Origin of the sequence: Pseudoalteromonas sp. UCD-33C (assembly GCF_001306895.1) — a bacterium.
In the GTDB taxonomy this organism is placed as follows: Bacteria; Pseudomonadota; Gammaproteobacteria; order Enterobacterales; family Alteromonadaceae; genus Pseudoalteromonas.
In genome coordinates this window covers 350,698-362,782 of record NZ_LJTB01000004.1, presented here as the reverse complement: position 1 = coordinate 362,782, position 12,085 = coordinate 350,698, and the positions used below count along the sequence as shown (strand labels likewise).

At 43.0% G+C, this 12,085-nt stretch carries 11 protein-coding genes and 1 pseudogene; 3 read left to right on the top strand and 9 right to left on the bottom strand.

The features are described from left to right. From AOG26_RS11630 to AOG26_RS11620, 3 genes and pseudogenes are all read left to right on the top strand, one after another. Positions 1 to 297: pseudogene (locus AOG26_RS11630) on the top strand (hypothetical protein); the annotation flags it as partial. Beyond that, positions 284 to 1,042 (top strand): hypothetical protein, encoded by a 759-nt coding sequence (locus tag AOG26_RS11625; protein ID WP_054562636.1) that lies wholly within the window; start codon positions 284 to 286, stop codon positions 1,040 to 1,042. The pseudogene AOG26_RS11630 and the gene AOG26_RS11625, both read left to right, overlap by 14 nt. 203 nt (positions 1,043 to 1,245) lie before the next feature. Then, positions 1,246 to 1,638, top strand: a complete 393-nt coding sequence (locus tag AOG26_RS11620) for a MarR family winged helix-turn-helix transcriptional regulator (protein ID WP_268795238.1) — start codon at positions 1,246 to 1,248, stop codon at positions 1,636 to 1,638. Here AOG26_RS11620 and AOG26_RS11615 read toward each other — a convergent pair. The 9 genes from AOG26_RS11615 to AOG26_RS11575 form a co-directional block, all read right to left on the bottom strand. Next, positions 1,635 to 2,015, bottom strand: a complete 381-nt coding sequence (locus tag AOG26_RS11615) for a VOC family protein (protein ID WP_054562634.1) — start codon at positions 2,013 to 2,015, stop codon at positions 1,635 to 1,637. The two genes, AOG26_RS11620 and AOG26_RS11615, sit on opposite strands and share 4 nt — an antisense overlap. Before the next feature lie 115 nt (positions 2,016 to 2,130). Continuing rightward, on the bottom strand, positions 2,131 to 3,600 hold the full coding sequence (der, locus tag AOG26_RS11610) for a ribosome biogenesis GTPase Der (protein WP_054553521.1): 1,470 nt from the start codon (positions 3,598 to 3,600) through the stop codon (positions 2,131 to 2,133). 75 nt (positions 3,601 to 3,675) lie between these two features. Continuing rightward, on the bottom strand, positions 3,676 to 4,854 hold the full coding sequence (gene bamB, locus AOG26_RS11605; RefSeq protein WP_054562633.1) for an outer membrane protein assembly factor BamB: 1,179 nt from the start codon (positions 4,852 to 4,854) through the stop codon (positions 3,676 to 3,678). 9 nt (positions 4,855 to 4,863) lie between these two features. Next, the gene (locus tag AOG26_RS11600) at positions 4,864 to 5,484 is read right to left on the bottom strand and encodes a YfgM family protein (protein ID WP_054562632.1); all 621 of its coding nucleotides are present in this window, start codon (positions 5,482 to 5,484) and stop codon (positions 4,864 to 4,866) included. A 24-nt stretch (positions 5,485 to 5,508) separates the two neighbouring features. Next, complete coding sequence (gene hisS / locus AOG26_RS11595; RefSeq protein ID WP_054562631.1) at positions 5,509 to 6,783, bottom strand: histidine--tRNA ligase; 1,275 nt, start codon at positions 6,781 to 6,783, stop codon at positions 5,509 to 5,511. A gap of 133 nt (positions 6,784 to 6,916) precedes the next feature. Further along, positions 6,917 to 8,035: a flavodoxin-dependent (E)-4-hydroxy-3-methylbut-2-enyl-diphosphate synthase gene (ispG, locus tag AOG26_RS11590; protein WP_054553525.1), complete on the bottom strand. Its 1,119-nt coding sequence runs from the start codon at positions 8,033 to 8,035 to the stop codon at positions 6,917 to 6,919. Positions 8,036 to 8,040: 5 nt separating this feature from the next. Further along, positions 8,041 to 8,928: a RodZ domain-containing protein gene (locus tag AOG26_RS11585; protein WP_054562630.1), complete on the bottom strand. Its 888-nt coding sequence runs from the start codon at positions 8,926 to 8,928 to the stop codon at positions 8,041 to 8,043. Beyond that, complete coding sequence (pilW, locus tag AOG26_RS11580) at positions 8,925 to 10,736, bottom strand: type IV pilus biogenesis/stability protein PilW (protein ID WP_054562629.1); 1,812 nt, start codon at positions 10,734 to 10,736, stop codon at positions 8,925 to 8,927. Before pilW ends, AOG26_RS11585 begins: the two co-directional genes overlap by 4 nt. Positions 10,737 to 10,850: 114 nt before the next feature. Beyond that, a complete protein-coding gene (locus tag AOG26_RS11575) occupies positions 10,851 to 11,981 on the bottom strand; it encodes a bifunctional tRNA (adenosine(37)-C2)-methyltransferase TrmG/ribosomal RNA large subunit methyltransferase RlmN (protein WP_054562628.1) in 1,131 nt (376 codons plus the stop codon). Between the last annotated feature and the right edge of the window lie 104 nt (positions 11,982 to 12,085).

Here is a 12,085-nt window from a genome sequence, read left to right as displayed (position 1 = left end):
GGTTATAAACAAGAGATGCAAAAATTCATACCAGATAGCAGAGAATTTAAAGAAGCAGACATGATGTATCGCCAAGAGCGTTTTAATTTAGGACAGATGATTGCAAGGCATATCACGTTGACTAAAACGGTTTACTTACCCCATTTTTCAAAACGCATGCAACAACGTGTGATTGAAAAGTATCAACCTATTTTTAAAGCGTGGTATTACGGCGTACCTGAAACAGATTGTTGGGATATGGTTGACTGCAGAAAGCAAATTTTAAAACCAAGGAAGGCCGAGTATGAAGGTTTGTAAGCGCAAGGTGATGGTGCAATTTCATTGTGTGTTACTGGCCTGTTTGTTTACAACAAGTTGCACTACAGTACTCGATAAGGCCCATGGTTATCGCGGGCCCATCGTTGTGACAATTAAAACAGAAGATGGCTCAGTGTCGGAGTTTCCTTTTTTAATAGAGTCTGTGTACACAGAGTCGTGTGGTCATAGTAGTTGTGGCATAGACTCTGGTTATAGATATCTAAAAACGAGCTATGTCAATGAGCCAATTACCTTCCCGCGAGAGCGGTTAGACCTATTGCAAGCTAATGCCTACGCAACAATTCTTTTTAAAGTTACTCATCCTAATTATCACTACATCGTCTTTACTCGAGGTTTTGCGCCCACCGATGCTGATGACCCCATTTATGTAACGTTTACTGTTAAGCCCTTTGCTGAACAAATGAATAAAGCAGCTGGCTGGGCGACTGGCTATAAACAAGAGATGCAAAAATTCACACCTGATAGCAGAGAATTTAAAGAAGCAGACATAATGTATCGCCAAGAGCGTTTTAATTTAGGAAAGGTGATTAAAAGGCACATTACGTTGACTAAAACGGTTTATTTACCCCATTTTTCAGAAAGCATGCAACAACGTGTGATTGAAAAGTATCAACCTATTTTTAAAGCGTGGTATCACGGCGTACCTGAAACAGATTGTTGGAATATGGTTAAATGCAGAAAGCAAATTTTAAAACCAAGGAAGGCCGAGTATGAAGGTTTGTAAGCGCAAGGTGATGCTTGTTGCGGCAATCGTATTTTTTAAACTTGCCTAAAAAGAAGCCTGTACCAACTAAGATACAGGCTTTATTAGTTATTAAGCGTTAAAGCTTAACCAGCATTTTTCCTTTATTTTTACCTTCGAACAGACCAAGAAATGCATCAACGGCATTTTCAATACCGTGGTATATCGTTTCTTCAGATTTAATCTTGCCTTCGCTGATCAGAGCGTTTCGACCAATCCTCGAAGCTTATGACTTAACCTATCCGCAATATATTGTGATGCATTCTCTTTGGTATAATAACCAAGTGAGCTTAAAAGCGCTTTCTCATGACACGCACCTTGATTCAGGCACCTTAACACCAATAGTTAAGCGCCTAGAAAGCAAAGGTTTATTGACTCGTCAGGTATCAAATGAAGATAAGCGTAAAAAAGTAATTTCGTTAACAGAGCAGGGCATGCAACTTAAAGTTGATGCTGAAGAATTAACGGCGAAGTTAATGGCACGCTCAAATATGAGTGTGGAGCGAATCGAGTTATTACGCGAGTTAACCCTTGAGCTGCATACTGACCTAACAAAAACGGACCTTACAAAAAGCTAATCTTCTACTAAACACACTAAAGTGCCTTCAATAGCACGAACATACGCATAATGCTGGGCGTCTTTTTTAGTTGGCGGGCATAATGGCTCAGCACCAGCAAGTACAGCTTTATCGTAACTTTCGACTAAATTATGGCAGCTAAACCTTAGCTCAAAGCCTAGTGCAGGTTGCTTAGGGTGGGCACGAATATACCCTTGCTTAAAATATGACTGCGCATGCGGGTGGGTCGCAAAAGCAAGTTTTACAGACCCTGTAACAAGTTCACCGTACTCGGCATCGTCACTGATATGGTTGGTATTTAAACCAAATGCTTGATAGTAAAAGTCGAGTACTTCTTCTACGTTATCGACGTAAATAACCTGACTTAAAAATACCATTTATGCTGCTCTATTTATTGTTCGTTTATTAAATAAAGCATAGTTTTAGCAATAAAAAAACCTTGTAAGTCATACTCACAAGGTTTTTTTAATACTTAAAGCTTAGCTGTAGTAGCTACGACTTGTTGCGGTTTTCTTTCGCAAATGCACGAATTTTACGTTTTTGCGATAAAGTCACTTTATTAGTGCGACCCGCGTATGGGTTATCGCCTTCTCTAAATTCAATTTTGATTGGCGTACCCATAATACCTAATGCTTTACGGTAGTAGTTCATTAGGTAGCGTTTGTAGCTATCTGGTAAGTCATGAACTTGGTTACCGTGGATCACGATACGTGGTGGGTTATAACCACCTGCGTGAGCATATTTAAGTTTTACACGACGACCACGAACAAGTGGCGGTTGGTGATCAGCTTGTGCCATATCCATGATACGACGCAGCATCGCTGTGCTGATACGCTTAGTTGCTGACTCGTACGCTTCGTCTACCGATTCAAATAAGTGACCTACACCTGTGCCATGTAAAGCTGAGATAAAGTGTAAACGTGCGAAATCGATGAAACCTAAACGACGGTCAAGCTCTGACTTAATACGTTCTTTAACGTAATCATCAAGGCCGTCCCATTTGTTAACAGCAACAACCAATGAACGACCTGCGTTTAAGGCAAAACCAAGTAAGCTTAAATCTTGATCAGAAATACCTTCGCGCGCATCAACCACAAGCAATACCACGTTAGCGTCTTCAATCGCTTTAAGGGTTTTGATCACAGAGAATTTTTCTACAACATCGCTTACTTTCTTACGCTTACGAACACCCGCAGTATCAATAAGAATGTACTCTTTGTCGTTACGTGTCATCGGAATATAGATAGAGTCACGGGTTGTACCCGGCATATCGTAAACGATTACACGTTCTTCACCTAAGATACGGTTTGTAAGTGTTGACTTACCAACGTTAGGGCGACCGATAATAGCAAGCTTTACTGGCTTGTCAGCAAAGGCTTGCTGGTTGTCTTCGCCTTCTTCATCTTCGCTGTAAAGATCAACCAATTCGTCATCACTTTCTTCAAGCTCTTCAGCTTCGCCTGCAAGTTCTGCAATAACAGGCTGTAGAGTTGTTTCAAGTAATTGCGTGATACCACGGCCGTGAGCCGCTGCAATGTGATGTACGTCGCCTAAGCTTAACTGGTAGAACTCTGCACAGTATGAATCTGCATCAATGCCATCAACTTTGTTTGCCACAACAAAACATTTCTTTTGTTGTTTACGAAGGTGGTTAGCAATCGCTTGGTCTGCGGCGGTCATACCTGCGCGGGCATCAACTAAAAATAGCACGATATCGGCTTCTTCAATCGCTAGTAGCGATTGCTCAGCCATTTCAGTTTCGATACCTTGCTCAGAACCGTCAATACCACCCGTGTCTACCACGATAAATTCATAGCCATCGTAATCAGCTTGGCCATATTTTCTATCTCGTGTTAAGCCTGGAAAGTCGGCTACGAGGGCGTCACGAGTACGTGTTAAACGGTTAAATAATGTGGATTTGCCCACATTGGGTCGCCCAACAAGAGCGATCACGGGAAGCATAAACTACCTCTTAAAAAAACAACAAAAGGCTTCGCCAAGCGAAGCCTTAGAAAAATAACGTTTACTATTAGTAAGTTAGTTTGGAATTTTAACCGCGCTAACTTCACCATCTCGGGTGTATAAAATTAATTTGTCACCGGCAACAACTGGCTCAATAAAGAAACCTGAGCTGTCAAAGTCTTCGCGCGATACAAGCTCGCCCGTTTCTTTGTCTAACCAGTGTAGGTTACCTTCTTGGTCACCTAGTGCTAAATATTTACCAGCCACGGTAGGGCCAGTTAAGTACCAGCCGCGCAGTGCCGGTTGGCTCCAACGCTCAATACCTGATGTTTTATCTAGGCCGTAAACAACACCATCGCTATCTACAACATAGATAGACTGGCTATCCATCGATAAATCACGGTAGCTGCTGTACTCACGTTTCCAAACAACATTACCAGAACGAATATCAACGGCTGCTAAGTTACCATTATAGGCGATTGCATAGGCATATGGACCGCTAATTAATGCTTGTGTATCTACATCAACCAAACGTTCAAACTCAGAGGCACCTTTTGGCGAAGCAATTTCAGCACTCCACGCAGAGTAACCATTTTCAGAAATTAATACGCTTAATTTACCTGTTTCAAGGCCTAGCAATACACCACCGTTGGCTACAGTTGGTGAACTTTGACCACGTAACGTCAATGGTGGCACTTCTTGTTCAAAGCTCCAACGCTCTTCACCTGTATCTGGGTGTACAGCTAATAACTTACCTGAGCCTAGGTTTACAAAAATTAGGCCGTCGCCTGCAGCAGGTTTAGCAAGTACTTCGCCTGGCATTGTTTTACGCCAAACAATTTCACCTGTTTCACGGTCAAGAGCAGTTAAGTAACCATGCTCAGAACCAACGAAGATTTTGCCGTAAGCTTGTAAAATACCGCCCGATAACTTGGCACTTTCTGTGGTTTCCCACGGCCAAAAGGCTGGGTTCTCACGGACATCGGTTTCCCATAGCGTATCGCCATTTTCAAGCGATAGGGCTTCAACTTCACCTTCGCGGTTTGCTACATACACAACATCGTTATGAATAGCCGGTGTTAAGCGCGAGAAATAATGCTGAACACCATCACCAATTGATTCTTGCCAAACCACTTCTGTCTCAAATTGATTAACAATTTCAGGCAGTACCAGTTCATCTTCGTCATCACTTGACGAACACCCAGTCAGGGTCGCGATACACAGAGCAAGTGTTGCCGCTGTTAACTTCTTCATCTTAACCCCTTACGCCGCTGGGCTAGTTTGTGCTAAGTCATCAAGTTTAATTTGTAATAACGGATTGTTTTCAAGGCCGCCATTATCAGCCGCAGCTTGGTATTGGCTGCGAGCTTGGTCTTTGTCGCCTTGTGCAGCATAAACATCGCCTTTTAATTCAGCGACTGCAGCAGTAAATGATGCTGGAAGCTGGGCATTTAGCGTTGTTAGCGCTTGCTCATATTGCTTTTGCGCAAGGTGAACACGAGCAAGGCGCGTTGTTGCCGTTGCTTTAAGCTCAGGGTTTTGCTCGTTGGTGATGATCCAGTTAAGCTTTTCGCTTGCTGCATCAAGGTCATTCTTTTCAACGGCTTCTTTTGCCGCAACAAATGCTGTTAGCGTGCTGTAGCTTGACTCGCTATTTTCTTTAATAAACGTATCCGCTTTTTCTAGCACGGCACCGCTTTCAACAAGTTGTGTAAAAGAGTCAGATGCTTTCTCAGCTGTGGTGATTTGGTTTTGGTTATAAGCTTTCCAACCATATAAACCACCTAAACCTGCAACAATACCAATTGCAAGTGCTAAACCATTTTCACGGAAAAAGCGTTTGATCGCTTCTTCTTGTTGTTCTTCTGTTGAATAAATTTCCATGCTTACCTCTGTTGCTAGCTGGGCTTAAATAAGCTCAGCTAGTAGCGTTTTCGCTTCTTCTAGTTTTAAGGTGACTTGTTCTTTACGCTCACGTAAGTACTTAATAGTCACAACGCCTTGTTCTAATTCATCTTCGCCGATAATAACTGCGACTAGAGCATCGCTTTTATCTGCGCGTTTTAATTGCTTTTTAAAGTTGCCACCGCCTGCGTGCACCATAACACGAAGACCTGCAACATCTTTACGTAATTGAGCGGCAATGATAGGCGCTTGAATGCTGGCTTTATCGCCCATGGCTGCCAAATATACATCAGCACTACGGCGGATGTCACCTACACATTCGAGCGCTTGAAGTAATAACACTAAACGCTCAAGACCCATTGCAAAACCAACCGCTGGTGTTGCTTTACCGCCTAGTTGTTCAACTAGACCATCGTAACGACCACCGGCACAAACGGTTCCTTGTGCACCTAGGCTATCAGTTACCCACTCAAAAACGGTGCGGTTGTAATAGTCAAGGCCACGTACAAGCTTTTCATTTACCGTGTATTCGACGCCTGCAGCGTCTAAACGTTCACATAAATTTTCAAAATGTTCTTTTGATTCAGCGTCTAAGTGCTCAGATAGTTTAGGCGCATCAGTTAAAATGGCTTGTACATCAGGGTTTTTGCTATCTAACACACGTAAAGGATTGGTGTGCATACGACGCTTAGAATCTTCATCAAGTACATCGACGTGTTGCTCTAAGTAAGCAACAAGTGCATCACGGTAGTCTGCACGCGCTTCATTTGAACCCAGTGAGTTAAGCTCAAGACGAACGTGTTCACTGATACCAAACTCTTTCCATAATTGGGCTGTTAGCAAAATAACTTCTGCATCAATATCGGCAGTGGCAATGCCGAATGTTTCTAAACCAAATTGGTGGAATTGACGGTAACGGCCTTTTTGTGGACGCTCGTGACGGAACATTGGACCCATGTACCATAAACGTTGCTCTTGGTTATACAGTAAACCGTTTTGATTACCTGCACGCACACACACTGCGGTACCTTCAGGGCGAAGAGTTAAGTTATCGCCATTACGGTCAGCAAAGGTGTACATCTCTTTTTCTACGATATCGGTTACTTCACCGATAGAGCGTTTGAATAGGTCGGTTGATTCAACAATTGGAAAACGAATTTCTTGATAACCAAACGATGAAACTGTTTCACGTAAAATGTCTTCTACTTTCTGCCAAATTTGCGTATCGCCTGGCAGACAATCGTTCATACCACGAACTGCCTGAATTTGTTTTGCCACTTATAAATCCTAAATACTGTACTTGCGCTGAAAAAATCGCGCCTCAAGAAAAACTAAAAAATTGACCCGTCATTATACCGTCTAAGCAGTAAAGGTAAACGGCAAACCCAAGGGTTTGCCGAGTATATGCGAATTATTCAACGATTTTGATGTCGATTGGCGTTTCTTTCTCTTTTTTAGCGATAAAGTCGCGCACATAGCCTTCAAGTTGGTCGACAATGTTATCGTTATCGATACGTGCTTTTTGGCGCTCACCATTGATGTATAAGCCAGAGCGACGGTTCGCACCAGCAAGGCCGATATCACTAACCAGCGCTTCGCCAGGACCATTAACTACACAACCAATCACCGACACTGACATAGGCTCAACCACGTCTTCAAGGCGCTCTTCAAGTTGGTTCATGGTGCTTACCACATCAAACTCTTGGCGTGAGCAGCTCGGGCAGGCAATAAAGTTAATACCGCGTGAGCGAATGCGTAATGATTTTAAAATATCAAAACCCACTTTGATCTCTTGTACCGGATCGGCAGCAAGTGATACGCGTAATGTGTCACCAATGCCTTCGGCAAGTAGCATACCTAAACCAACAGCCGATTTAACCGAACCTGAGCGCATACCGCCTGCTTCGGTAATACCTAAATGCAGTGGCTGGTCGATTTCTTTGGCAAGTAATCGATATGCACCGACCGCTAAAAATACATCTGACGCTTTAACGGATACTTTGAATTGGTCAAAGTCTAAACGTTGTAAGATCTCAACGTGGCGCATAGCTGATTCAAGCAGTGCTTCTGGTGTTGGTTCGCCGTATTTTTCTTGTAAATCGCGCTCCAATGAACCGCCATTAACACCAATACGAATAGGGATGTTATGCTCACGTGCAGAGTCTACAACGGCACGAATACGCTCTTCGCTACCAATGTTACCCGGGTTTATACGTAAACAATCCGCACCATACTGAGCCACTTTTAATGCAATACGGTAATCAAAGTGAATATCTGTTACCAGCGGGATAGTGACTTGTTCTTTAATGCTTTTAAATGCTTCAGCTGCTTCCATGGTAGGTACAGACACACGCACAATATCGGCGCCGGCATCTTGAATAGCTTGAATTTGTGCAACCGTTGCATCGATATCTAGGGTGTTGGTGTTAGTCATCGACTGAACGGCAATTGGCGCACCATCACCAATTGGCACGTTACCTACGTTAATACGGGTCGATTTTCTGCGTTTAATAGGAGATTCTGAAAACATTGCGGTTACTCTGATAACGGTAAAGTAAATTTAGCTAAGCGATTTTTGGCAAAATGTGAGGTATCGACGGCTTGACCTTGAAAAGTAATATCGACTACTTGGTGCTTGCCTAATACTACATTAAACGGCTGTGGGCCGGTTACTGTCATAATGTAACCTGCTTTTTTAACACCAAAAGCAATACGATCGCCGTTGCCATCGTGAATTTCTACCCAGCTATCTTCATTGAAGTGCATCACCACTTCGCTATGCTCAGGATCAGCCTTTTCAGTTTGTGGCTGAGCAGCAGGTTGGTTTTGTGATGCAGCTTGATTTTGTGCTTCGTTGCTGGTCGTTGGCGCATCAGCTTCAGGCTGAACGATTTCTTGCTCGCCTTCAGCGAGTGGTTGAATGGTTTCTTCAACTGGCGCTTCTACAGCTAAGTCGGGTGAAATATCACTGCTTTCGAGCTGATTTGGCATCGCAGTCGTGACCGGCTCTTCGATATTCTGGTTGCTATTTTGCCACCACCAAAACACAGACGAACCAATGATCACCGCTAAGATAAAGTAGCTAAACAGCATTAAACGGCTGTCATGTGCTTCTTTTTCTGTGCGGCGAGAAAAGCTCTGCATTTTTGACTTTTTCTCAGGCTCAACGTGCTCTGGCAGTAATTCAAGCATGGCTTGGCTATCGATTCTAAGCTCACGGCAATAGCTTCTGATATAACCTTTTACGAAGGTCGCAGGGCCTAGTAGTTCGTGCTCGTCGTTTTCTAGTCGTTGTAACTGTAAAACTGATAACTTTAATGCACCAGCAAGTTGCTCAAGGCTCATTCCTGCGTCTTCGCGGCGCTTTTTTAGCGCTTGGCCGAGCGTTTCTTGTGGTTGTTCTAAATTGTTTTCTTCATTCATAATGCGTATGAGTCTGGATCTACCAATAAGAGTCTATGCCCAGGTTTTAGGGCGACATCTGGGCTCAATTTGTTCCAGCGCATTAACTGATCGATCAATACGCTATGCTGTGTGGCTATGCTAAAGAGTGTGTCGCCATCATTGATGTCGTGATAAATGTTCGGATCGTTCAAATAAATGCGAGTACCGTTTTGTACACGATCCGATTCTTTTAAGCCATTCCACAGCAAAATCTTCTGTAGTTTAACATTGTATCGCACCGAAATGCTAAAGAGGTTTTCACCATTTTCAATAATATGATACGGGATATTCAGCGCCGGTACATTTGCGTTCAGCATGGGTAAGTTAAGCGGCTCGTTTGTCACGCTAAAGTCAGTGCTATTGGCGGTTGACGTCGTTGTTTGACTGCCACTAAATACGTTTTCGTCTTTTTCTGCTTCGTAAAACACCACAGTGCTGGCATCATTTTTGGTATTTTGCGAGTTTGCTGGCGTTTGTTGTTGAACGCTTGGCGTTTGCGGTGCACCAAATGACACTATGGTCACTTCATCATTGCTTTGCGTACTTGTTTGTTGCTTTGCAATAACAGCAGCCTGTTCAACTTTTCGAGAGCTAACCGTTTGGAAACCTTCGTCAGTTTGCTGTGTGAGTGTCTCTGGCGTTGTATTGACTGTTTGAGAAGAGGCGAGTGTCTCTGTTACGGGCTTTTCTTCGCTGTCTGAGTTTACCTCAGTAGGCACCTGCTTATTACTTTGCGCTACAGTTTGTGGCTCGGGTTGAGTTTTGTTTACAGTTGGCTGCTCAACTAGAGAAGTTTGTTCATTAGTTGTTGGAACATTTGTGGTCTTTACAAGGCTTTGCCCGGTAGCAGCCACTGGCGCCTGTGCAACAACAGCTTGTTTAGCAGGCGCTTTTCTTTTCACGATGCGAATTTTTGGCTGATCTTTGCTAACCGTGCTGTTATCGCTTGAGATTTTCAGTTCTTCAAGCTGCGCTTGACGGTATTTTTCACGTAGAACTTCAAATTCTGAGCGTTTAGTTCGCCCTGTAGTAATTGCTTTTGCTTCGCTCGAACCTGGGTAGGTTTGTAAAATGATACCTGCCGTTGTTTCGGCTTTTTCAATATGGCCCATCCGTTGCTGAATTAAGTAGCTGAGCATGAGTGCGCGGGGGGTTACGCGGCCTAACGATTCGTATCTTTCAATGATATCTTCAGCTTTGTGAAGATCGCTTTTTGCGTAATATAAACCAGCAAGACTAATCATTGATGATGGACGCTGCGAGCTGTGGTTTAGCGCAGATTTTAGATATTTTTCTGCGTTTTCAAAATCATCAAATTCAATCGCACATAAGGCTAAGTTTTCGTAACTTTCAGCTACACGGATATAGCTAGGAACAGCAATCGCTTTAAGAAGTTCTTCTGCAGCGCGATCATATTCGCCAATGCCACACAAAAAGACACCATAGTTATTTAAGGTGTTCGGATCATTAGGGGCGATTTTTAGTGCGCGTTGATAGGCTTTATCGGCTAGCTCAGGTTCATCAACTTGTTGATAGTAATAAGCTAAAGAGTAGTGAACTTCTGGGAGGTCAGGTGCAAAATCTGCGGCGCGTTCTAAATTATATTTTGCTTGCGAGTTGTTGCCCGTTTTTAAGTACTGTAACGCAAGGGCGATACGAGTACGGGCAGCACCGGTATTATTAACCTGTTTTTCAACAACGGGTCTGTCGCTACCTTCGTAGCTGTTTTCTGTAACACACCCTGTTAATGCGAATGCACCAACAGTAATGGCAAGTATAGAACGCATTACCTAATCTCTTCTTTGATTCCGTATGCCTATCTTACCGAAAAGCCTTTGTGTTGCATCTATTATTTTAAAAATAACGAGTTTGTCACAAAGGCTTATCTTTAGAAATTACGCTTATGCTTGGTGAACATTTACCGCAATAGCGTTATCTTCGCGCATTTTCTTTTTCGCTAAACGTTTAGTTCGGTCTACAACATCACCCACTAATTGCCCACAAGCTGCGTCAATATCATCACCACGGGTACGGCGAACAATACAGGTAATTCCCGCTGCTTGTAATACTTTAGAGAAGCGGTCGATGCGGCTGTTGCTCGAACGGCCATATTCATTACCTGGGAATGGGTTAAACGGAATTAGGTTCACTTTTGAAGGTGTTCCTTTTAATGTTTTAACCAATTCGTGTGCTTGATCTGTGCTGTCGTTTACACCTTGTAGCATCACGTATTCGATAGTCACATCTTTGTTTGCTTTAGAGCCATCAATATAACGACGACACGCCGCTAAGAACTCTTCGATAGGGTACTTTTTATTAATTGGTACCAGTACATCACGTAGTTCATTGTTTGGCGCGTGAAGTGAAATAGCCAGCGCTACGTCAATTTTCTCTTTTAATAAATCAAGAGCAGGCACCACACCAGAGGTACTTAAAGTAACGCGACGCTTTGATAAACCAAAACCCCAGTCGTCCATCATAAGTTCCATTGCTGGTACTACATTTTTAAGGTTGAGTAATGGCTCACCCATACCCATCATTACCACGTTAGTAACTGGTCGCTTAGTGCTATCGCCGTTTAAACCAATGTCTTTTGCAACACGCCATACCTGACCGATGATCTCAGATACAGATAAGTTACGGTTAAAGCCTTGTTGTGCTGTTGAGCAGAAAGTACACTCAAGGGCACAACCTACTTGTGATGAAACACATAATGTTGCACGGTCTTTTTCTGGGATCCAAACAGCTTCTACTTCTTGGCCACCTTGTAGCATCAGGGCGTATTTGATGGTGCCATCACTTGCCTGTTGTCTAACTGAGATTTCAGGAGCAACAATTTCACATTCAGCTTTTAGTTTTTCTTTTAGCTTTTTGTTGACGTTTGTCATGTCGTCAAAATTGTCTACGCCAAAATGATAAATCCATTTCATCACCTGATCGCCACGGAATGGCTTTTCACCGAATGATACAAAAAGCTCACGTATTGCATCTCGGTTTAAATCTAATAAGTTAATCTTTTTTTCAGTGGTCATGAAACAACCTCAATCAGTGACGGTGGTAAGTAGTTTGGGTGCGCGATTGTACATTATTTAATCGACTTAGTCATTAGCTAAACATATTTACAATAAGCTTAGCT

Coding starts and splice junctions, on each gene's coding strand:
- AOG26_RS11625 (WP_054562636.1), top strand. CDS start 284: ATGAAGGTTTGTAAGCGCAAGGTGATGGTGCAATTTCATTGTGTGTTA.
- AOG26_RS11615 (WP_054562634.1), bottom strand. CDS start 2,015: ATGGTATTTTTAAGTCAGGTTATTTACGTCGATAACGTAGAAGAAGTA.
- der (WP_054553521.1), bottom strand. CDS start 3,600: ATGCTTCCCGTGATCGCTCTTGTTGGGCGACCCAATGTGGGCAAATCC.
- bamB (WP_054562633.1), bottom strand. CDS start 4,854: ATGAAGAAGTTAACAGCGGCAACACTTGCTCTGTGTATCGCGACCCTG.
- AOG26_RS11600 (WP_054562632.1), bottom strand. CDS start 5,484: ATGGAAATTTATTCAACAGAAGAACAACAAGAAGAAGCGATCAAACGC.
- ispG (WP_054553525.1), bottom strand. CDS start 8,035: ATGTTTTCAGAATCTCCTATTAAACGCAGAAAATCGACCCGTATTAAC.
- AOG26_RS11585 (WP_054562630.1), bottom strand. CDS start 8,928: ATGAATGAAGAAAACAATTTAGAACAACCACAAGAAACGCTCGGCCAA.
- pilW (WP_054562629.1), bottom strand. CDS start 10,736: ATGCGTTCTATACTTGCCATTACTGTTGGTGCATTCGCATTAACAGGG.
- AOG26_RS11575 (WP_054562628.1), bottom strand. CDS start 11,981: ATGACCACTGAAAAAAAGATTAACTTATTAGATTTAAACCGAGATGCA.